Below are 21,109 nucleotides of genomic sequence, written 5' to 3'. Positions count from 1 at the left end.
ATGGAAACTCTGGAAAACACCGGTCTCGCAAAAAAGACAGAAGGGGAGCTTCGAGTAGAAGCTCTTGCTTATAGCTTTATGGCCATGATGTTCGTAATCGGTGCTTACTGCCTGATCTCAATTGGTAATAAGCTTCAGGACGAAACGATCCCTGTGGTCATCTGTCCCAAAACATACAACCTGGATTCTCCGGTGTTGCTGCCGGTTGTTCGCTCAGGCTCTATTGCTGAAAAGGATCGCTACGTAAAAGGATTCATCCGCAAGCTGGTGATCAATCAGTTCCCGCGAAACGCTGAGGACGCAAAAGAATTCTACACCTATGTTGCAAATCGCTCCAAAGGGTCATTCGGCAATCTGTATAAGAAGCTCTCCAAGAATGACAAGGCGGCGGCCAATTTGATCAGCAGTGGCTTTTACCTGTCCTTTTACCCGAAGGATTCCCAGAGCATCCGGGTGCGCGCAACGAGTGCGGGGAGCCAGTGGAGAGTTGAAATCGACGGGTACATGGTGAAGAAAATGGCTGAGGACGAGGTTCGTAAGGTCGTAACCCTCCAGTACACAGTCGAAAGCGGTGACGTCACCATCTCGAATCCAGAAGGTTTATACGTCACGGATTCCAACACTGAAGAGTACAAAGACTTTATCAGTGAACAGAAATAGTTCTTCATCCTTGATGTGGAGGTTCAGATGAAACTCGGTTTGATCATTGCAATTATCCTTTTTATGGTATGCGCCCAAGCCCAAAGCAGTGGCGGCGGGCCGTACTACAAGCTCGTCAAAAAGGACGTTGAGTTGAAGCTCGTTGGCAAGTCGTTGAGTGAAGCCGAGAAGGCTGAAATGGACCGTTTGGCCAAAGCTCTTGGTCCCCTCAAGGCTGCCCAGGTCACCAATCAAGTCATGAACGAAGTCTCTCAAAAGGCTATCCAGGACGTTATAGCGCCTCAGAGCCAGAGCTCAAACACCCCCTCTCCTCTTATGACCAAAGCTCCACAAAAGCAGCAGGAAGCTCCCCAAGAAGAGTTAAAGCAGCCTGTGACAGTGGTGATCAATCAGATCGGCCCTGGGGCAGCATCTACCGATCCAGTGAAACCCGAAGTCCAAGCTCCGCCAAAAGAGCCTGTTGACCAGGGACCGAAACCGATTCGTCCAAACATCAGTTCGGAGACTGAAAAAAAGCTATTGGCTCAGTACGCCAAAAACCATGTCGTTGACGGAGACAAAGCGGAGGTTGCTAAGACAGAGTTGGCCGAAAAAGAGGCGAAGCCCAACAAAAAGCTCAAATACAGTCCATCACCAACTGGTAAGGGACTGAAGAGACCCGGTATTCATGTTGAACGCGACTCTGCCAATATTGTTTCTATCACTGTCGGAGTTGAAGATGCAGTGACTTTGCAAATGTGCATCGCGCACGGCGTATCAATCCATTTTGACGAGTCCATAAAATCTAACATTCAAAGAGTGAATGCGGATGATGATAAGTACTTTCGTTTTGAAAAGTACGATAACAACCGCGGCGTTTATGTTCGTTTGGTTAAAGAAATCCCGAGCGGCGGGATGTGGGAGTCCGCTCTTCGCCTGATCAGAAAAGACGACGACAAGGCATATTTGGTAAATCTCGTCGGGGTGCCGTGCCCTGAAGGTTTGATCAGATTTCCAAAGGTTGTCTATCTGAAGAACAGAATGATTCGCACTGACCGTCTTGATGATAGGTTGAAGTTGTCTGACAACGAGATCCTTACGCCACAAGACACCATCATCATGATGTCAAAAGGTTACAAAGAGACTAACGAATTCAACGCAAGCGTGTACGACATGGTCGCCAGCGGCGGGGCCTCTGTAGTGAGTATGGGCGTGGAACTTGAGACCGGCCTTTCCCATGATGATTTTGAATTCAAGGTATTGGACTACTTCCAGGTACACCAGATTAAAACCACTTCGCGCTACCTCGACCTTCAGTCCCAGGTGATCACAAATCTGAGTAAAGAAGGGAAGAAGTACAAGCGGTTCAACCTCACTGTTTCCGTAAATAAGGATTACATCCTCAGAAAAAGATACCTTTGGCTGATGGTTTTAAATCACAAAACGAAGTCCTACGAGTACCGCATTATCGACCTGATTGAGTACTTCAAAGACCTCAAAGACCGTGAATTCGAACTGTAAAAGGCGGAGAATTGTATGAAGTTTTTCAAGTGGATCGCTTCGTTTAAGAAATGGTTGGCAAAAAGCAGTGACGGCGCCTTTGGCATGGTTACTGACGCCAATATGCGCCCTCGCGGAATCTCTAGACGCCATTACAAAGTCATCGGGTTGGTAATTGGTGGGATGTTCATTCTCGGCGTTATCCTGAACTCGTGCATGTCCGACAACTTCTTCAGCAATAGCATTGACGACTACGAAAAAGAGTTGCGAACTGATGATGGAATGAAGAGTCGTCCGATCGAGTCAGACAATATTTTCGATGTTGACCCTATCGGGACGATCAATAATCGCCACTGGAATGTCAGACCTGAGTCCTCTTCCTTCTCTGACCGAAGTCAAGCTCTCGACAAGGCCGCTTGCTTAGCTCTTTTGGAGAAGGTTCGTAATGGCGAAGAAATGAGCCTTGAAGAAACTACGAACGTTCGAACTTGCGTATCTGAGAACATCGCCGAACTCAGCCAGGACGATCTTGCCATCGCAAGCGCCTTGGTGGACCCCAATACCCCTGAAAGTGTTCGAGAAGAGCTTCGCAACCAATGGAGGAGCGGCCAAGTAGCCAAGACTCCTGAGGCCAAGCTTGTAAGTAAAGCTCACTCCCCTTCCACGGCATCTGACGTCGCCGAAAGCCTTGCTAAAGCAGGTATCGACATTGCGAAAATCGGGGCTTCTGGTGTTGGAAAGGTTGTTAGCAAAGCCCTTTCGGAGCCTGAAACAAAAAAAGCTATCGTTGCCGCCGATTCGGGAAAAAAGCTGTCAGCCGAACAGAAAGAAGCAATCAACGAAATAGTCCAGCAAATGGCCAAAGAGACCAAAAAGGAAGATGAGGGCTTCTCAATACCTTCATTTGGCGGATCGACATCTGGCGATGGCGGAATGGCTGAGATGAAAGAGTTGTCTGACCAGATCAAAGACAAAAAGCAGGCCTACGAAGAGGCAATTCGAGAACTGCAAGAGTACCAAGCCCAAGCCAAAGAAGCGGCCAAAGCGATGGCTCAGGGTAAGCGCCTGGATGAAGAGCAGGCGGCGGCCCTATCGCGCTCAATGGAAGCGCAGAAGAAGGCTGATGAGTTGGAAAAGGCCATCAAGGGAGACCAGGCTCGCCTTAAGGAATTAGCAGAAGAGATCAAGATGGCCCTTTCAGACATGAATCTGGTCACGGAAGAAATTAGTGACAGTGTGATCCTTCGCTACGGCGCTAATGAAAGAAGCAAGAGCCGTGGCAAGGGCGGGAAGAAGTCCGAAGCTATCAACCTGCCTCAGGTTGTTGAGCCACCAAAGGAAAACTTGGACAGATTGATCGCCGGCCCGTCCCTGGACTTAAAAAGACTGAGCTTTAACTCCAAGGAGCAAATGGACGTCTCCAAGCTTGTAATGAACAGCGGGGAGGGAAACACCCTTCGTCTATGCTCCACACAGAAATTTGCAGCTGCTCTTGACAGTGAAATTCTCGTCGCCTCCAACAATTCCCAACAGGTTCGTGTCAAGACTATTTCCGATATTCACGATTGCGTCTCCGGTAAGCTGGCAATCCCGGCAGGATCTGTTTTGATTGGTACAACCAGCGGGTTTAACGAAGAGACCGCTGTGATGGACCTGACGTTCTCCAAGACCAATGTTGGCGGAAAAACCAGGTACGAATTCACGATGAAGGTCGGCAGCGGCGATGGCTCGTTCGGCTTAAAGGGTAATCTGTACGACACCCGCGGAAGAAAGCTTCTGGCCGCCCTGGTTACGTCGTTTGTTGGCGGGGCCATTGAGCACCTGGAACAGAATCAGATCGCTCGTTACAACAACTCCACGAACCTGGGCACGGCACTTCTGGGTGTCGCCATGGGCGGAGCAGCTGACGTAGCCAAGAAAATCGCTAACATGTACGCCTCTGACCTGAATAATGCTCCAGTTATTTATCACGCTCCGAAAGGGACGCCGATAATTCTCTTCCCGGATGACCAGTAAGTAAAAACGCGGGGGCGCAAGCCCCCGTTTTCTTTTGCTCACTTTGAGACGCTCAAGTCAAACCTGGCCCGCAAAGAAGTCTCTTCATCCTTATTGTGGAAGTATGGGGTTAACGTAATGGGAAAAACTTTAGATAAAGCACTATATCCGAATTTCTCGGATGACTACCAAAGGGCGGTTCTTGCACTTATGCTGCAAGACAAGTCGTTTGCGCAGAAAGCCTTGTTTATATCCAGAATGTCCGTGAACGGGAAGACTCCCGTGATCTTTACCAATAATCACGTTCAATACATTTTCAGTATCGTCGTTGATTCCATGGACAAATACAAGGCTCTGCCAACACGCGGTCACATCGAAACTGTCATCAGCGAATCTCAGTTCGCGAACGAGAGCAAGCTGTTGGTTTCGTTCCTAGATTCTCTTTTGAATAGACAGATCGAGGATCGAGACTACTACGAAGAGACCTTTATCACTTATGTGAAGGATGCACTCTCTCTTGGAAGCATCCATGAATTGAAAAACAACTTGGACAAGATGCCCCCGAGCGAAGCTGTAAAACAGCTTGCTCGCATCAATATGACCTTGTCTGAGATTGATGATGAGCCTGATACTGAGCTCACGCTGGATAGCATTGTCGGCTATCTTAACGATCCGCGAAAGGTCGTTGAACGCATCCCCACAGGTATTCAAGACCTGGACAAGGAGTTAAACGGGGGCCTTCCAAAAGGCGGTTTGCACCTTGCTCTCGGTGACTCCAATGTCGGTAAAACACGCTTCATGATTGGCGTAATCGGCACCGCGGCCCTGACAAGAGGCAAGAAAGTCCTTCACCTCAATCTGGACGGACGAAATGATGAGCCCCTTGAACTCTACACCTCCAGCTTAAATGACATTGATACAAATCGGATCATCAACCGGGACCTTAACAGCACGGACTTGAAGGCCATTTCAAATACGCGCGAGCAATACGGCAAGAATCTTCTGATTAAAAACTTCGGAGACAAAACGGTTTTTGCTGAGGATCTCTGGGACTACTGCGAGCAGGTTCGCACCAGATTCCCTTTCGATGTCTTGATTATCGACTATATCGGGGTTTGCGGAACTCGTATCAAGACAAGTGATATTCGTGAGCGAAACATGATCACTCACAGGATGTTCAGAAACTTCGCCAAAAAGTTTGAAGTCAGCGTAGTTACCGCCACTCAGGCTACGCGAGACGCTCAGCAACGCATGATAGAGGCGAAAAACAAAGATGGCGGAGGCCGCCCGCTAATTCGTGGAACGGACATCGCTGAAGCTTACGAGATCTACCGTGTAGCTGAAACGTGCTTGACTCTCAATAGGACCGATGATGAGAAAAACCGCAACATGTTGCGTGTTCATGTGGCCAAACAGCGCCAGGGAAGAACTGGAAAGACTGTCGGTCTGTACACAAGATACGAAAGCTGCGTACTGAACACCGGAAACTACTTCGATCCAGACGTCAACGTGGATTTCGAGGAGGCGGACGGCGACAGTGCTGAGGCTAAGGGTATCAAGACAATCAAGGCGATTGAGAACACGAAGCGCGGAATCGAGAAAGTGATCGCCAAGATCGAGGTTGAGCTATCTCGCCGCATTTCTGAGACAATTGATAAAAAAGAGGCTAGTATCGACCCCGCTGAAAAGGAATCGCTGCACGCTACAATCCTTGGATTTAAGGAAAAGGGTCGAAGCGATGTCGAAAAGATCCAGTCCGATTTGAAGAGCGTTTACCCGAACCTGACGCCAGCTCTATTGGCCGCGGTACGGGAGCAAATCAAAGATCTGAAAGAGACCGGCGGCGACAAGGCCAAGCTCACAGAGCTTATGAGAGAAGAGAAGCTCATGTCCTACGCCCTTGGCGAGGCTAAGATTCTCAATCTTTTGGCGGCCTAAGAAAAACCCATAACCTGGCTGCCCCATCAGTCAGGACTCCATAAAGGCCCTCTCTTCCCCCATAGGAGAGGGTCTTCCCTTTTTGGGGCGGGCGAATGTAACCATTTCAAAATGATATACCGTTTATGTTTTATATCCCGTTTCTCTGATTTTCTGATATTATCTAGACTCACGCTGTGGAGGTTTTAATGGCGGTTCAAATAATTCCTACGCTTGGAAAAAAAGCTGGCTGGATCACAGATCTTCACGTTGTCGACTCCAATTTCGAAGTCCTTGAGAAGGTATTTACCTTTATGATCGAGAAGTTCAAAGGGGCCGGCGTAGACTTTATCGTCATCACTGGCGATATCTTCGACAAAAAGAACAACACCAAGGGGACTGAGTACTCATTCTTCTCGAGATGGCTCAAAAAGTTCCTGGAAATCGGTCCTGTCATAATGACCGTTGGTAACCACGACTATTGCATCGAGCACACTGTTCATACACTGGAAAGATACACCTACGTTCCAGGCGTTTACGTCGTTGATGAGCAGGCAATCATGGGAGATCATTTGTTTCTGTCTTTTTGCAGAAACGAGGCCAGATTTGACGCCCTGGTAGGCGAGGCCCTGGAAGTGTGCCCTGACCTGAAGTACCTTTGGGGACATTTTGATTGTGACGGCTTTGATTTGAGCGGAACCGGTAAAGAGGAGATTGGCCACTGGTCTGCCACAAATAAGTTTGCTGGCTTTTACGAGGTCAACTCTGGCCACTACCATAAGAGACAGGAAAAGAAAGTCAAATGGTCAGACTCCATCAAAGAGTCCAGGGAGCTCTCCGAAGGGCAAAAAGACTACACGACCGTCACCTATCTTGGCACCTCCTACACTGAAAGTCGCTCTGAGGCGAATCAGGAGAAGTTTATTGCCGTGGTTAACATGGAAACGTGTGAAAAGGAATTCATCAAGACCCCGTTCACACTCCACAAGAGAGTGAAGCTGAAACTTGAGGACGGTCTTCCTGAGGAGCTTCCAGAGGACGCGGATAGCGTGGATTACGCCTACGAAGTCACAATGAACAGCGACCAGCTCAAGAGTCTTACGCTGCCTCCTCACCTGGAGGGCCGGGTCATCCCTCGGACGGCTGAGGATTCATTGAAACGGCTTGATATTGACCTCTCCGAATCCACGGAAGCAATCCTGGAGAAGTACACGAATTACAAATGTGAGAGACTCTACGGCAAAGACGCCTCAAAGTGGCCTGTCGATGCCAAGGCCCTTGTGCGCAAGGGGCTGGCGTACGCTTCAAAGAGCCTCCAGAGCGAGACGGATCCCCAGGAGAGTGCGTAGCTTCATCCTTATTTGAGTGCCGGCTATTTATGGCTGGCTAAACAAGTGAGGGCAAATGAAAGAAAACGATCAACTTCAGACAATGCTCGAGATGCAGGATCGGCTCAATTCTGTCGTAAATCCTAATTGGAAGGACGCGGGATACAACTTCAATCTCGCGATAGCGGACGAGGGCATGGAACTCCTGAATCACTATGGGTGGAAATGGTGGAAGGGGTTTAAACCAGATGTTCCGCAGTGTCGTTTAGAGCTTGTGGACATCTTCCACTTTCTGCTGTCAAAAGCGATCTTACTCGATCAAAAGGGTGAAAAGCCCGGTGCAGCAAAGCTCCTTGAGAACGTTCTAACCGAGGATTTCCCGAAATCTGATGATCCTCAAGACGTCAGACGCGCCATCGTTAGAATGGTGAACCTGGCCACAGAATCTGCCATTCTCGAGTCGAACTTTCATGCCATGCTGGTCACCTTCCGCAAGCTTATGATCAGCTTTGACTTGGAGCTGTCCGAAATCTTTGAGCTCTACGTTCAAAAGAACGTCTTGAACTTATTTCGGCAAGCAAATGGATATAAGCTCGGGACCTACGTCAAAATCTGGTTTGATGGAAGAGAGGATAATGAGCATCTCGCAGAAATCTGCGACTCTGTAGACTTCAGCTCAACTGATTGCCAATCAGAAATCGAGCGCCAGCTTGCCGAGCGCTACGCAAAAAACATATCGTAAATCGTATGGCCTCCGTCTTCATCCTTAAGACGGAGGCTCAATGTTTCGTTCACCAGAAGAGGCAAAATTATGGGTAGTGATAGATTTCTCATATGTCGCATACAGAATCTATCATTCCAAAAACACAAAGCCTAAAAAAGACCTTTTCTTCGATTTGATCACGTCCTTCCTAGAGCCGTTTCGCGGGCACGAGTTGTGTTTGATCTTTGCGCTTGATGATGAATGGTTGGCCAAGAAGGCCGTCGATCCTCAATACAAGGCAAATCGTCAAAAACTCCCCATAAACCCAAAATCTGAATATCTTCCGTTTATCGGGATGTTCCCGAGCTATATTGCAAGAGCTTATGCGGAGGAGGCGGACGACGTAATTGCGACCATGGTTTATTCGAACAAAGGCGACAAAAAGATCGCCGTCATTACAACCGACTCGGACATGGGTCCTATGACCACTCATCCACACACCCTTCTGATCAATGCAAGAACCGGAGAACCGTTCGGGGCAAACGGGGAGCTCAATAAATTCAACGTAAAAGCGCCACTCATCTCTCTTTACAAAGCCGTATTCGGCGACCAGGGTGACAACGTCAAGGCTGTGGTAAAGGGCTTGAGAAGAGCCCACTATGAGGTTCTTATTTGTGGCTCACAAGGGGACGATAAGAGATTCTTGAAGCTCTTTATCGAAGAGCTTCGCTTGAAGCGCAAAATAAAGACTGACGCCGAGGAAGCGGAGTTGAGAAAGAGGTTTTATAAGAATCTTGAGCTTGTAATGTTAAAAAAGGACGTCAACGTCGAAATTGTTCCCGCCAGCCAGGAGCCTGATTTAGAAGAGGTTTACCCGCTATGGAAGTGATCAATTTCCCTTCTCGGGCCATTCGAGAACTGGATCCGCTGGAGCTGGTTGTTGTTATAGAGATCTGCCGCCAGCCATCTCCCTTTGATGTGAATGCGGCCGCAAAGTCCATCGGAAGCACCAGGCGAAAAGTGATACGCGTTCTAATGTCTTTGGTAAAGAAGCAGTGGGTTTTTTATCAAAGAGGAAAATCTTCTGAGGTCACCATCATTAAGGACACGACCAAAATGAGCATGGGCCGAATCCCGACAAAGGTTTTCCAGCACAGAAAACTCAAGGGGAGGCCGTCGCTACTGAAGCTCTATGCGTACCTCTATACAGTGAGCGTCGATGGGAAAGCTTCGTACAGAAATATTAGCTTGCGCGCCTCCACCGGAATCTCCCAAAGGGACGTCAGTCGAAATGTAAAAATCCTTGAAAAGGAAGGGTTCATAAAAACGGTTGATAAAAACAAGTGGGTCTACACCGTGGAGCTTTTACAAGGCCCGGCCCGATTGAGGGATATTCTTTTCAAATAGGTATATCATTTTGATACCGTAGTTAGTATTTCAACGTAATTTTATATATACTATTACAGGTATATATTTTGGAGGCGCCATGTCTGAAAATAAGCAAGATCAAAGGCCGCACAACGAGATGGTTGTTGAATACGTTCGCGCTGAGAACCTATACTCTTACCCATTTCTGGACCTCGTTGAAAAGCAGCTCAATCCCGATTCAGTTCAGGCAATCCTTGGCTACAACAAAGACGGGAAAACATCCAACGCCGCCGGCAAGTCGGGAATCTTTAAGATCGTCTACTACGCGATTACCGGGGAGGAGCTGAACGACGCCGCCCTTGATAAGATCACGTACGACAAAGTGCGCCCCAACAAGGGTATGAGTGAAGGGCACTGTGTTGAAATTGGCTTGCGCTGCGGGCCTCGCAAGTTCGTCATTCGCCGCATGAGGGGTTACACACCTTCTCACACGTCCATTTTTAACGACCATGCCGTGGCGCTGCCCAAGAAAAGAAACAATACTCTTACCGCTTTCTGGGTGGACGGAGAGCAGATTAAGGCAGAAAGCGAAACGAAGCTGAAAAGGCTTATTCTGGAAACGCTGAAAGTAAACCCTGAGATCTTCAAGATTGCTGCTCTCATTAAGCAGAACGCTGGTTCGCCCTTCTTGCAAGCCAAAGACTCCGAAAAAAAAGAGGTTTTGGCTCGTATCATCGGTCTTGGTGAGTATGACGATTACTGGGAATCAGCAAAAAAGGATCGCTCCGACCTTGAGAACAAAATCTCCATCCTTGAGACGCGCGTAAAAGAGCGCGAACGCTTGATTGAGAAACTCTCAACATCTGACATCAACGAGCTAAAGAGAAAGCAGGCTGAGTACCATCAGAAGAAAGCCGAAAGTCTCGCCAAATACCGGGCTGAGTATTCGGAGCTTAGCGCCAAGATCAAAGCCGTTGAGGCCAGCGCTCCGAAATTGACCGACACTTCTGAATCCGTGGCCAAAATCGAAGGCCTTCGAGCAAAGCTTGAATCGTGCGCGGCCAAAATCGCCGCCCTGGAAAAAGGTTCTGTGGACCGGGAGTCGGAACTCAATCGCGAGAAAGTCGAGCTGACGAACGGACTTAAGGGTTCCGCGTCACAAAAAGCCTCCATTGAAGCGACGCTAAAAGAGCTGCAAAAGACTCTCGCTACACTATCTCCATACGAAAGCAAGTTAAGGGAAGCCGAAGAGAACCCTTTGTACGCGATGGAAGTGGCACCCGACCTTGATAGTCGAGTGACAGGGTTGCGCAGCCAGCGTTCAGAAATGGAGAAAAGTCTTTCAGCAAAAGAGCAAACCATCAAGGATGACCGAGAAACCCTAGAGGACCTTGTTCACTCGATGGACTGCCCTACGTGTAAGCGCCCGTGGGACGAGCAAACTCTTGCTGAAAAGCGAGAAAGAATCTCTAGAATTGAAGGGCGTATCAACGCGGCGACTGAGACCGTCGCTGAACTAAAGCAATCCATTTCAAAGATTGATGATCTTTGGGCAGTTGCTCAAAAGGAATTGCAAGCAAGGGATCACAAGGCGGCAACAGAGCAGATCCGCAAAAAGGTGGAAGAGGCGTCAGTAAAAGCCGGTGAGCTCGAGACAAACAAGCAGGCTCTCAACGAGGCGACAGAGGCCATTTCCAGATACGAAAGTCTAATTGTCGCCATTGACGCGAAGATTGCCGAAGAAAAGTCCTCTAGATCCTTGGCCACAAAAGAGTTAAGAGATGAAGAGAGTGTCGTCCGGGCGCAGCTCACTGAGGCTGAGAAAGAACTGTCTACCATCATTGAGAAGAACAGGTCTGTGGAGGAGTCTGCCAGATCACTTCAAGCGCTTAAAGAGGCACTGAATTCTGTGACAAAGCTCGGCCAAGAGCTAAAGGACGAAAAGGACCAATATGTCGACCTTCTTGAAGCCAAGGAAGTCGAGATCCGCGAAGCTAAAGATGGAGTCTTGGAGCTGAACAATCGCATTGCGGAAACCAAGGCGAGCCTCGCTGACGTTAACTTCTGGGTTGAGGCATACAGTCCTACAGGAATCAGATCATTCCTGACCGAAGACTCTCTTGGAATACTGAACGAGGTCACAAACGTCATTTTGGACAAAGTGTATTTCGGCATCCTTAGGGTCAAGTTTGAACCAAGTTCAGAATCTGCAAAGGGCGTCGTTACCAACAAGATATCGACTCACTATTTCCGCGACGGGATCCAAACGGAAGAGTCTCTAATATCTGGGGGAGAACTTCGAAGGGTGGAATATGCTGTCAATCTAGCCATCGCCAAGATTGCTGAGATGTTCATGCCGGTCAAGTTCCGCACAAAGTGGATGGATGAGCCGTTCTCCGGCATGGATGGGGAGGCTGAGGTTCTTTGTCTCCAAGCATTGAGAGAAATCTCAAATGAGACAGGCACAGGGTTTCAGATCATCAGTCACAACGGCGTTTTCCAATCCATGTGCTCCTCTACCTTGTCTGTACAAAAGATAAAAGGGGCGTCGCAAATTCTTTCAGATGAGACTGCCGAAGGACTGGCGACTAAGGCTCGAGCTATTTAATGGCGTGCTCAAGCTGTTGGTGTTCATGACTTTAAACTTCTACTCCCTGGCGCAAACTAATCAAGGCGCCAGGGAAGCCTCTTTGAGTGATCTTGGGAGCGCTCTTGCCGCCCAATGTCGGTTGCAGCCTGACCAGGATATTTGCAGAGCCTTATACGCGACAGAGGCTGCCATTGCCGCAATATCCAAAGACTATCTGGAGTGCGGTGAATATCGTTGCTACCTTCTTCAAGGCGCCATACTCCCCCTCGGACACAAATACGACCTCCCCATCAATCAAGATTTCAAGCTCCGCTTTACTCGCGACAAAGCCGCACTCATTTACGAGTGCCGCTTTTAATATACCTTAAAAGGTATTACGAGACCTCCCTTCATCCTTATAGTGTTAGCGCCAAGGACAACGGTGTCTATTTATGTGGTGTGAGGAAAGGTGCCGATATGCTTGATAAATTTAAAAATGGAAAGCTGGCAAAAAAGGCTCTTTTGGTCGTTCTTGTCGTCTACCTTCTGCTTCTGATGGGGTACTTGGCAAAAGACGTCCTGGATTCGCCTTCAAAATCAATTCTCGGCCTCGCTATCGGCGGCGTTTTGTACTTCGTCTATACCCACAGAAAGAAGCGCGCAGAAAAGAAACTGGCGAGCGAAACTATGTCGAGTGATCTTAAAAAGAGCAAGGAGCAAAAATGAATACCGTATTGGCCGGCGAAACGGCGAAATACCACAGGCAGTACAAGCTCTTCAAGTGGAGCATGCTGGCAGCTATCGCGGTTGCCTTTTTGATGTTCTCTCGGGAGATGGTAGTAAACGCGTGGCTTGCAAAAAAGAACAATGTGTCGTGCGTTCCAGCTACAGTGACATACGGGCTCCCGTTTGCTTACTACCAATCCGCAGCTCATCCGGTCCAGAACGATGCCGAGATCAAGGCCTTTATTGAGAAGTATGTTCGTCTGACCAAAAACCAATCCGCCGTTGACTACCATCAACCAACAAGAAAAGCCCGATACAGCAGTGTCGGTCTTTCCAAGAATCTGTGGGAAGCAATTGAGCTGTCCGAGGGTGTGGAGAAAAAGTGGAATGAGAAACAATACTATCTGTCCAGCGACACCTTCCGCTTCCTAAAGGAAAAGAACGTCGGGTGGATCTTCAACATCGACACGATTCTTGTCGAAGGAATTGCTGATGCGGGCGCTGCGCGCGTGACAGTTCGTGGTGAATACCAGATCACCTACGATCACGCTAAAGTAGAGGTTCCACACACCCTATACGGCTACAAAGAGATCATCTACATGGTCATTATCGGATCACCAACGACCGATGACGACGGCAATTTCTACAATCGGACTGGCTATTTTGTGATCGACTCCTTTGAGAGAGACCTTTCCCCAATCGAGAGAAAGATCTTAAATAATCAGAACGCATCTTTCTATCTGGAAAACCACAGACAAGACCGGGCCGGAGATAAATAATGAACACGATTTCAAGAACTCCTTCTGACTATCCTGTTGATGAAACAGCAATCTACGAAGCGTCTTCGCTTTATCAGCCCCTTCCTCGCCAAGATGGTGAGTGGTTTATCACTCACCGAGACGGGGGTATCTCTCGCATTATCGAGATCACTGGAATAAACGACACGGCCTTCGACGAAGGTGATTACACGAGCGTCAACAACTCGATTTCTTCAGCCATCGAGGCGATCGCTAATACGGATGTGACGGTTCAGTTCGTGTGCCTGCGTGACAAGATGAAGATCGAGGCTAGTGCCGATGGCTTGCCAAAGTACCTGGCAGTACGTATTGAGAACGTTAAAAAACGAGCTGAATCCGACACCTTGTTTGTGAATCGGTACTTCATTTCCGTCTACGCTCCGGGCGTTAAATCCTCATTCAAAGAAACTGTGCGCAGCTACATCAACCTTTTCAGAGGTAAGGCTGAGCAACAGGATATTGAGACCTTCAGAAAGAAGTCTGGCGACATCCTGGAGCGATCCAAGGAGGTTTATGAAATTTCTGAGGGCATCTCAATCACGCTTGGTCGTATCGGATTTGGCACGCGCAAGATGACTTCGGCTGACGACTGTTACGATGTAATGCGCCTCTTTTATCGCCCAAATGCAAGTAAGTTCGAGAAGCGCCCGGTTATCAGTCCGGCTGATGGCGACGTTCGTCAGCAGCTTATGGTTGGTCCTCGCGCGGAACAAACCCACCAAGACTTCATCTTGGACGACTACTACCACAAGGTCTATACGCTGGACCGCCCACCCAAGAACGTTCTTTTCGGCGATACCGTCAAAACGTTCACTAACATTCCTTATGAATACATCTACTGCGTCTGCTTCCGAGTCATGACTCACGAAGAGGCCGTAAAGGTGTTCCGTCGCAAGCTTCGCGACAGAAAGATCATGAACGAGGCTCACAACAAGGGGACCGGAACTCCTGACAAAACCGTAGAGAAGGAAGTCGAGAAGGTCGACGGGGCATTTGAACAGTTCGCTGTTGATGGCGGTAAGGCCGTCGAGTGCTCTGTAAACTTCTGTTTGCGCGTCCCACTTGAGCGCGTGGCAAGAGAGCTTCGCCAAAGAGGTATATCTTTCGACGAATGGAAGAGGGTCATTGATGTATCCCTAAAGCGCGAACACCTGGATAAGTTCGGGGGGTCTTCCTGGGGGTCCGAGCCTTACACCCAGTGGTTCGTATTCAACAAGATGGTTCCAGGAATGGCTGAGATGAGAACCAATGTTCTTAAGCCATCGGTGCTTTTGGCAGGCAATATCCCGTACTTCTGGAATCTCGGCATCCCAATGAACAACATTGAGCACAATGGGGTAAATCATTTTTTCGATGACCAGGGTGGGATCATTCCATTTGATATTATGGACCGCACCCTGTCTGCCTGGAACTGGAATATCACTGGCGACACCGGTTCCGGTAAATCCGTAATCGTTCAAACCATCATGGCGATGCAGTACGCCGGCCTTCGCAACAAGAAGCCTCCGGTTATCCGTATCATGGACGTGGGTGGCGATCGCGGCTCCTATGCCAAACTTATCAAGCTAAGCGGTGGAGAGCTGATCAATCTTTCCCGACCTAAAAAACCAAGCATTCCCCTCTTTGACTTGAACGCGAACACTTCGCTTCCAAAACCAAAGAAGGTTCAGGAGCTTTCAAAATTCCTGCGGGAAAAAGGGGTTCCCGGCGACGACGATCTGATGAGTCAGAAAATCGTGCAGTTCTACCTCAACATCCTGAATGATGGTTTGAATAATCTTACTGAGCGCCAGTACGCGGACCTTTTTGAATCCACTATGGATCACAAATATAACCCGGAGTGGAGAGACATCCTTACACTGAAAGCGGGGGAAGTTCAACCGACCGACTCAGCTGTTAGTATGTTGATGGCAATCATTCTGGCAATGGCCTCAAATGATGTCACCACTATGGATGCCGCGCAGACGTTTGAGGTGGCTCAAATTCGCGATTTGATTCTTTCCGTGTACAACATGGTCGATGGTCGATACCCAACAATGACTGACCTTTGCAACACATTGAAGAAGCTGGGCGAATCAAGTGGCGGAGATAACGACGCCAACGTCCTTTATCTGAAATTGAAGGCGTGGACGCGCACCGGCCCATTCCCTATGTTCGATCTTCCTCTTGATGTGAATCTCAACAACGACACGATTGTTGTGGATTTCAAGGGGGTTGATTCGAACCCGACCCTTCGTTACATCTACCTTCTACTGTTCAATAACTTGTTCTCAAATCACATGTACTTCGTGCAAGGCCGAGTGAAAATGATCATCCGAGACGAGTGCCACAAGTTCTTGGCGGATCCGTTCTCTCAAAAGTTCGTCGAAGAGGACATGCGTACGGCTCGAAAATCTGGGTTTGCCACTCTGACAATCAGCCAGTTTGTCACCGACTTTGAGCACATGCCGGGGATTCTTGGTAACACTCAAGCATTTGTGATCGGGCGAATCCCGGACAAGGAGATTTTTGAAAGAATTGCCTCAAGACTAAGATTCCCTCCGAAAATCAGGGCGTTGTATGAGCACCCTGATAACGTCGGTAACATCAAGGACCGCGACGGGAACACACTGTTCTCGAGATTCTTGGTAAAAATGGGACAGAGGTACTTTGTTCTAAACAACATCCTTCACCCGGTTGAGTACTTTGTTTTCTCGTCATCTGAGTCAGATAACTTGATGATTGACTACTACACGAAGATCACTCGCCAGATGAGTTTGGAAGACGCGATCTATCACATCGCTGATGGCAAGCATATTGGAGACACCGGGCTTGCCGACTACATGGATGATTGCGGGCAGAAGGTGATTGCGGACAAGATCCGAAAGGTGAGAGCTGCGTAAGCAAAAACCCCTCTGAAAAGAGGGGTTTATTTTTGTCCCAATACCTATACCGTAAGTATAATTTTGAGATCTTTTTCAAACCAGGGCGGGTCAGTGGTTCAGTTATTCGCCGAAAGGTACATGGGCTATTTACCGGCGCTCAACAAGCCGAACTACAACACGTTTCTGCCGGCCATAACGGTCCTTACTCGTTCTACGATGTCTTCCCCCCTTGAGCCAAAGAGTTCTGCGAACTGCCGCAGTTCATTGATGTCGGCTTCTCCGCTTTTTACATAGGCGTTGACCGCCTCGCGGGTCGCGTTCCCCGCTCCGTTCGCTTCGACTGCTATTACCTCAAAAAGTGCGCGATGAATTGAGTACCCCTTCAAATCAACGCCATTGACAGAAATGTCGGTGACGCCAACCATTTTCCTGGAGCGGTGAAACTCGATCAATTCATTGCCTTCGCGATAGCCCGACTCATTTGGAACGTCCAAGTGAACTTTGTCGACGTACTCCTGAGACAGTCCATAATGTTGAAGGATCGAAAGATTGGAGACAACAGCGTCCGGGCAAAACTTTGCGATCATCACGAAAGTGTTCCTTGGTTCAGAGAGATCTGGAGTTGAGTAGTATCCCCGGATGACTTTATTGATCTCGCCCGCCTCGAAAGCGCGCTTCACGGCCATTCGATTGCCGTAGATTTTTTCCAGCTCTGAGGTTGCATAAACGCCTGATTCAAGTCTTTTTGCCATATTGTCCTCTGTTACTATTCTTGCACAAGAATCATCTCTGTGCAAGTTTTGTAACATCCATAAGAAAAACGTTAACGATTTCAATTAGTTCTGAAATGGTTCTGGGGAGGGTTTTGGCCCCTTTATTTGCTTTGTACCCTAAATATTTCGAATATTCGGATTCCAGATCGTCAGCGATGGACTGGTCCAATTTCAGATCAATACCCCTGGCTCTTGCCAATTCAACCAGAACCAGCGGGCGGATTTCGGTCCCAGATTCGGCGATCCTGAACAGGTCATCGTAGTCTTTCATGCGAGTGTTTCCGCCCTTAAAGCGATGGCACGCTGACACTTTATCGAGGATGATGTTTTCCATAGATGCGGCCTTAATTTCCTTCGTGATCATTCTCACCAGGGCCGTATGGGTTGGCACCGCGAAGACGACGTCGATGCCAAACTTGTTCACCGCCCCATCTTCGGTCTTGAAAGCGATTTGCAGTGCCGCGCCGATTTTCCCGTTCTGTCTGATCTCTTCTGCTTGAGCGATTTTGAAAGTCACGCCGTCCACTCTCAAATTCTCAATGGTCTCAATCACTTGGGAAATCTCCATTTCCACATCTGTTGCCAAGTCCAGATCGGTAGTAGGTCTTTCGCTTTTTATGTAGTGCCAGAGAAGGTTCCCGCCCTTGAAGACAAAATCTTGGGACTGCTCATTTAACGCCTCTAGAAAGAGCAGCATTACATAGCGGTTCTTTGCCATGTTGCCGTGAGATCCTGTATCTCTTTTCCATTGTTCGTAACGTTTTGAAAATGACATTTACACCTCTCAGGGAGTAAATGGCCACGCGCCACCAGACGCAGAAAAAAGGAAACCGGAAGCTTTCACTTCCGGTTTCAGAGGAATGATGGAAGGCTGGCCCCTATTGGCAACTCTCACAAGCCCCTGGATTCTCGAGGGAGCACACTACCGCCTTATTTGCCTGCTCCTTGGTGACGTTCTCCAGGGTCGTTTTTGCAATGCTGGACGCCGGACGAGAACGGAGATAGTAGGTTGTCTTAATCCCTTTTTCCCAGGCGTACATGTACATAGACGACAGCTTCCCAATATTTGGCGAGGCCATGAACAAGTTCAGTGATTGCGATTGGTCAATGAATGGCCCGCGGCCAGCAGCCAAGTCGATCAACGCTTTCTGAGGGATTTCCCAGACGTTTCTGTAAAGATGGCGGATCTGAACGGGAATCTCTGAAATTTCCTGAATAGAGCCGTCGTGAGCCTTGATTTTCGCCCGCACTTCGTCGTTCCACAGATTGTTTTTCTTAAGGTCTTCCACGAGGTAGCGGTTGACCTGGAAAAACTCCCCGGACAACGTTTCACGCTTGAAAAGATTCGATACTTGCGGCTCGATACACTCGTAGCAACCCGTGATTGAGGCAATAGTTGCTGTAGGGGCGATCGCAATCAGGAGCGAGTTTCTCAGACCGTGTTTGCGAATCTTTTCCCTAACTTCTGCCCAGCCTTCTTCGTTGGTCACAGAAGCTCCCTTCCAAAGATCCATTTGCAAGACACCTTGGGATGTGCGGGAATTATTGTATTCAGGGAACGGCCCATGCTCTTTGGCCAAGTCGGCGCTGGCGCTGAGGGCGTTCAGGTACACTTCTTCGCTGATTCGATTTGACAAATTGAGAGCCTCAACACTGTCAAAAGGAAGTTTTAGCTGGAAGAACACATCCTGAAGACCCATGATGCCAAGACCAACTGGGCGCCACTTGTTGTTAGATCGAGAAGCCTCTTCCACCGGATAGAAGTTTCGGTCGATGACATTATTGAGCATGCGAACGGCAGTCTTGACGCTTTTTGCAAGCTTGTTGAAATCAACCTGGCCGTTTTTCACATGTCTTGCCAAGTTGATGGAAGTCAGGTTGCACACCGCCACGTTGTCCTTGTCCGTAACCTCTAAGATTTCAGTGCAGAGATTCGAAAGGTGAACCACGTTGCCTGGCACAAGCGTTTGATTGCACTTCTGATTTGAAGAGTCCTTAAAGCACATCCAGCCGTTGCCAGTCTGAGCCAACGTTCTCATCATTCTGGCGTAAAGGTCGCGGGCTTTAACCTTCTTCTCAACCTTTCCGGACAGCTCGGCGGCCAGGTACGCCTTCTCGAACTCTTCGCCGAAGAGGTCCGTCAGTTCTGGGAAGTTTTTTGGATCCAGAAGAGACCATTCTTTATCATCACGAACACGCGCCATGAAGAGGTCTGGAACCCAATTGGCAATATTCAGATTGTGGGTGCGCTGTTCGTGGTCTCCAGTATTGTCGCGAAGCTCAAGGAAAGATTCGATGTCAGCGTGCCACGTCTCAAGGTAGGCGCAGGCCGCACCTTTTCTTTTGCCGCCTTGATTGACTGCTCCAACTGTGGAATCAAGGATCTTCAACCAAGGAACAAGTCCGTTCGACTTGCCGTTAGTTCCTTTAATCAGAGAGCCTCTCGCGCGAACTCGGTGCCAGGCAATTCCAATACCGCCGGCCCATTTAGACAGAAGAGCGACCTTGTTGTACGAAGCGAAAATATCTTCGATGCTGTCCTGCGGGGAATCCACAAGATAGCAAGACGACATTTGCTCGTGTCGCGTGCCAGAGTTAAAAAGCGTAGGTGTAGAGGCCATGAAATCCATGGAGGATAGTCCCTCGTAGAAACTGATGGCTTCTTTAACGGAGGTTGCGACCCCGCAGGCAACGCGCATCAGGAAGTATTGAGGAGTTTCGATCACAAGGCGTGTTTTTGGGTGTTTCAAGAGATAGCGATCATACACCGTCTTGATCCCCGTGAAGTCAAAAAGAAGGTCGTTGTTTTCGTTGATTGCGCCCAGGAGCTTAACGCTGTTTTCACTGACAAACTCCAGCGTTCGATCTGAGAGCAATCCGACCTCGTGAGCCTTTTTGATGGAATCGACAAACGAATTTATTCCCTGGTTCTTGACCTCTTTATCAATAACAGAGACCTGAAGCCTTGCTGCCAGCTTTGTGTAATCCGGATCCACAAAGCCAAGAAGGGACGCTTCCCGGATAGCCAGGTCGTCGATCTTTGAAGTTGTCATGCCGTCATAAATACCGGCGATAACCTTCGACCCGACCATGACGGGGTCAACATTAAGATCTTTTTTTGCAAGCTTTTCGATACGTTGAACAATTTTTTCGACCTTTGCCGCCTCAAAGGAGCCGTTTCTTTTTTGAACTTTCACTGATTAGTCCTCCACTTATTGGATGAAAGAGCCCGCCGGATGGAGCGGGCAGATATTCACTAAATGGCCAAAGACGATTTCATCCCATAGACGATATGCTGAAAGTGAGACCTGTTTGCTTTAGCGCGGCCCCGCGCTCTCTTCGCGGCTATTTACAATGCGGAGGATGAATGAAATTTATCTCAATTGACCTTGAAATGAATCAGCCGAGCGGCAAGGTGATCGAAATCGGGGCCGTGATCATGGACACAAAGACGATGTCGATTGTTGATACATTTCAAGTTTACGTGAATCCAGGTGAACCCATCTCACAAGAGATCACTGACTTGACTGGAATTACAGATTGCAAAGTGCGAAACGGAGTTTCCGCGCTGGAGGGCTACAATCTTTTGATGGACTTTCATAAACGGTCCAATGCTTTTGTGAACCCGGTCGTGTGGGGCTCTGGCGAATCGAATGACTCGCTGATCCTCTATAAGCAGGCCCAGCCGGGGAGCCAGAATGGCTTTGGTTATCGCGTAATGGATTGCAAAACTGTTTATCAGGCCCTGGCCGCCTCCAGAAACTTGAGATTGTGCTGCGGTTTGCAGACGGCCGCTAAAAAAATTGGCATTGGGTGGGACGAAACGCACGGGCCGCCGCATCGCGCTTTAGCAGACGCTTATAACACGGCTCGAGTTTGGATTGAGTTAGTGATGAGACAGAAAAGAGGGGGATAACCCCCTCTTCCTTT

General features: G+C 48.7%; 17 protein-coding genes. 14 read left to right on the top strand and 3 right to left on the bottom strand.

Going from position 1 to position 21,109, the window contains the following annotated elements; genetic code table 11:
* The 13 genes from ACZ5ZZ_RS17800 (at nucleotide 1) to ACZ5ZZ_RS17740 (ending at nucleotide 16,424) form a co-directional block, all read left to right on the top strand.
* Nucleotides 1–660 (top strand): hypothetical protein, encoded by a 660-nt coding sequence (locus ACZ5ZZ_RS17800; protein ID WP_464142746.1) that lies wholly within the window; start codon nucleotides 1–3, stop codon nucleotides 658–660.
* 27 nt (nucleotides 661–687) lie between these two features.
* A complete protein-coding gene (locus ACZ5ZZ_RS17795; protein ID WP_464142744.1) occupies nucleotides 688–2,160 on the top strand; it encodes a hypothetical protein in 1,473 nt (490 codons plus the stop codon).
* 15 nt (nucleotides 2,161–2,175) lie between these two features.
* Nucleotides 2,176–4,155, top strand: a complete 1,980-nt coding sequence (locus tag ACZ5ZZ_RS17790; protein ID WP_464142742.1) for a TrbI/VirB10 family protein — start codon at nucleotides 2,176–2,178, stop codon at nucleotides 4,153–4,155.
* A gap of 117 nt (nucleotides 4,156–4,272) precedes the next feature.
* Nucleotides 4,273–6,072: a DnaB-like helicase C-terminal domain-containing protein gene (locus ACZ5ZZ_RS17785; RefSeq protein ID WP_464142740.1), complete on the top strand. Its 1,800-nt coding sequence runs from the start codon at nucleotides 4,273–4,275 to the stop codon at nucleotides 6,070–6,072.
* A 188-nt stretch (nucleotides 6,073–6,260) separates the two neighbouring features.
* Complete coding sequence (locus ACZ5ZZ_RS17780; protein ID WP_464142738.1) at nucleotides 6,261–7,400, top strand: metallophosphoesterase; 1,140 nt, start codon at nucleotides 6,261–6,263, stop codon at nucleotides 7,398–7,400.
* A gap of 55 nt (nucleotides 7,401–7,455) precedes the next feature.
* Complete coding sequence (locus ACZ5ZZ_RS17775) at nucleotides 7,456–8,121, top strand: dUTP diphosphatase (RefSeq protein ID WP_464142736.1); 666 nt, start codon at nucleotides 7,456–7,458, stop codon at nucleotides 8,119–8,121.
* A 40-nt stretch (nucleotides 8,122–8,161) separates the two neighbouring features.
* Nucleotides 8,162–8,971 carry a hypothetical protein gene (locus tag ACZ5ZZ_RS17770; RefSeq protein ID WP_464142734.1) on the top strand — a complete coding sequence of 270 codons (810 nt, stop codon included), beginning with the start codon at nucleotides 8,162–8,164 and terminating at the stop codon, nucleotides 8,969–8,971.
* Nucleotides 8,962–9,489 (top strand): hypothetical protein, encoded by a 528-nt coding sequence (locus ACZ5ZZ_RS17765; protein WP_464142832.1) that lies wholly within the window; start codon nucleotides 8,962–8,964, stop codon nucleotides 9,487–9,489. Before ACZ5ZZ_RS17770 ends, ACZ5ZZ_RS17765 begins: the two co-directional genes overlap by 10 nt.
* Nucleotides 9,490–9,568: 79 nt before the next feature.
* A complete protein-coding gene (locus ACZ5ZZ_RS17760; RefSeq protein WP_464142730.1) occupies nucleotides 9,569–12,058 on the top strand; it encodes a hypothetical protein in 2,490 nt (829 codons plus the stop codon).
* Nucleotides 12,015–12,398 (top strand): hypothetical protein, encoded by a 384-nt coding sequence (locus ACZ5ZZ_RS17755; protein WP_464142727.1) that lies wholly within the window; start codon nucleotides 12,015–12,017, stop codon nucleotides 12,396–12,398. The genes ACZ5ZZ_RS17760 and ACZ5ZZ_RS17755 overlap by 44 nt, the downstream gene beginning before the upstream one ends.
* A 98-nt stretch (nucleotides 12,399–12,496) precedes the next feature.
* A complete protein-coding gene (locus ACZ5ZZ_RS17750; protein ID WP_464142723.1) occupies nucleotides 12,497–12,745 on the top strand; it encodes a hypothetical protein in 249 nt (82 codons plus the stop codon).
* Nucleotides 12,742–13,524 carry a hypothetical protein gene (locus ACZ5ZZ_RS17745; RefSeq protein ID WP_464142719.1) on the top strand — a complete coding sequence of 261 codons (783 nt, stop codon included), beginning with the start codon at nucleotides 12,742–12,744 and terminating at the stop codon, nucleotides 13,522–13,524. The genes ACZ5ZZ_RS17750 and ACZ5ZZ_RS17745 overlap by 4 nt, the downstream gene beginning before the upstream one ends.
* The gene (locus ACZ5ZZ_RS17740; RefSeq protein WP_464142715.1) at nucleotides 13,524–16,424 is read left to right on the top strand and encodes a hypothetical protein; all 2,901 of its coding nucleotides are present in this window, start codon (nucleotides 13,524–13,526) and stop codon (nucleotides 16,422–16,424) included. Before ACZ5ZZ_RS17745 ends, ACZ5ZZ_RS17740 begins: the two co-directional genes overlap by 1 nt.
* 152 nt (nucleotides 16,425–16,576) lie before the next feature.
* Here ACZ5ZZ_RS17740 and ACZ5ZZ_RS17735 read toward each other — a convergent pair whose 3' ends face one another.
* From ACZ5ZZ_RS17735 to ACZ5ZZ_RS17725, 3 genes are all read right to left on the bottom strand, one after another.
* Nucleotides 16,577–17,158 (bottom strand): type IV toxin-antitoxin system AbiEi family antitoxin domain-containing protein, encoded by a 582-nt coding sequence (locus ACZ5ZZ_RS17735; RefSeq protein ID WP_464142713.1) that lies wholly within the window; start codon nucleotides 17,156–17,158, stop codon nucleotides 16,577–16,579.
* 31 nt (nucleotides 17,159–17,189) lie between these two features.
* Nucleotides 17,190–17,954: a nucleotidyl transferase AbiEii/AbiGii toxin family protein gene (locus ACZ5ZZ_RS17730; protein WP_464142709.1), complete on the bottom strand. Its 765-nt coding sequence runs from the start codon at nucleotides 17,952–17,954 to the stop codon at nucleotides 17,190–17,192.
* Nucleotides 17,955–18,057: 103 nt separating this feature from the next.
* Nucleotides 18,058–20,376, bottom strand: a complete 2,319-nt coding sequence (locus ACZ5ZZ_RS17725) for a ribonucleoside-diphosphate reductase subunit alpha (RefSeq protein WP_464142706.1) — start codon at nucleotides 20,374–20,376, stop codon at nucleotides 18,058–18,060.
* 170 nt (nucleotides 20,377–20,546) lie between these two features.
* Between ACZ5ZZ_RS17725 and ACZ5ZZ_RS17720 the strand changes: the two genes are divergently transcribed.
* Nucleotides 20,547–21,095: a 3'-5' exonuclease gene (locus tag ACZ5ZZ_RS17720; RefSeq protein WP_464142704.1), complete on the top strand. Its 549-nt coding sequence runs from the start codon at nucleotides 20,547–20,549 to the stop codon at nucleotides 21,093–21,095.
* The last annotated feature ends 14 nt before the right edge of the window (nucleotides 21,096–21,109 follow it).

Source organism: Bdellovibrio sp. HM001 (assembly GCF_055397275.1).
The sequence above is the reverse complement of the archived record's forward strand: the minus strand, read 5'-3'. Positions and strand labels throughout refer to the sequence as shown.

Bases quoted from the DNA above. Each gene is read 5' to 3' on its own strand.
- ACZ5ZZ_RS17790 (WP_464142742.1), top strand. From the start codon at position 2,176: ATGAAGTTTTTCAAGTGGATCGCTTCGTTTAAGAAATGGTTGGCAAAA.
- ACZ5ZZ_RS17770 (WP_464142734.1), top strand. From the start codon at position 8,162: ATGTTTCGTTCACCAGAAGAGGCAAAATTATGGGTAGTGATAGATTTC.
- ACZ5ZZ_RS17800 (WP_464142746.1), top strand. From the start codon at position 1: ATGGAAACTCTGGAAAACACCGGTCTCGCAAAAAAGACAGAAGGGGAG.
- ACZ5ZZ_RS17755 (WP_464142727.1), top strand. From the start codon at position 12,015: ATGAGACTGCCGAAGGACTGGCGACTAAGGCTCGAGCTATTTAATGGC.
- ACZ5ZZ_RS17780 (WP_464142738.1), top strand. From the start codon at position 6,261: ATGGCGGTTCAAATAATTCCTACGCTTGGAAAAAAAGCTGGCTGGATC.
- ACZ5ZZ_RS17745 (WP_464142719.1), top strand. From the start codon at position 12,742: ATGAATACCGTATTGGCCGGCGAAACGGCGAAATACCACAGGCAGTAC.
- ACZ5ZZ_RS17775 (WP_464142736.1), top strand. From the start codon at position 7,456: ATGAAAGAAAACGATCAACTTCAGACAATGCTCGAGATGCAGGATCGG.
- ACZ5ZZ_RS17740 (WP_464142715.1), top strand. From the start codon at position 13,524: ATGAACACGATTTCAAGAACTCCTTCTGACTATCCTGTTGATGAAACA.
- ACZ5ZZ_RS17720 (WP_464142704.1), top strand. From the start codon at position 20,547: ATGAAATTTATCTCAATTGACCTTGAAATGAATCAGCCGAGCGGCAAG.
- ACZ5ZZ_RS17785 (WP_464142740.1), top strand. From the start codon at position 4,273: ATGGGAAAAACTTTAGATAAAGCACTATATCCGAATTTCTCGGATGAC.
- ACZ5ZZ_RS17735 (WP_464142713.1), bottom strand. From the start codon at position 17,158: ATGGCAAAAAGACTTGAATCAGGCGTTTATGCAACCTCAGAGCTGGAA.
- ACZ5ZZ_RS17765 (WP_464142832.1), top strand. From the start codon at position 8,962: ATGGAAGTGATCAATTTCCCTTCTCGGGCCATTCGAGAACTGGATCCG.
- ACZ5ZZ_RS17750 (WP_464142723.1), top strand. From the start codon at position 12,497: ATGCTTGATAAATTTAAAAATGGAAAGCTGGCAAAAAAGGCTCTTTTG.
- ACZ5ZZ_RS17730 (WP_464142709.1), bottom strand. From the start codon at position 17,954: ATGTCATTTTCAAAACGTTACGAACAATGGAAAAGAGATACAGGATCT.
- ACZ5ZZ_RS17760 (WP_464142730.1), top strand. From the start codon at position 9,569: ATGTCTGAAAATAAGCAAGATCAAAGGCCGCACAACGAGATGGTTGTT.
- ACZ5ZZ_RS17795 (WP_464142744.1), top strand. From the start codon at position 688: ATGAAACTCGGTTTGATCATTGCAATTATCCTTTTTATGGTATGCGCC.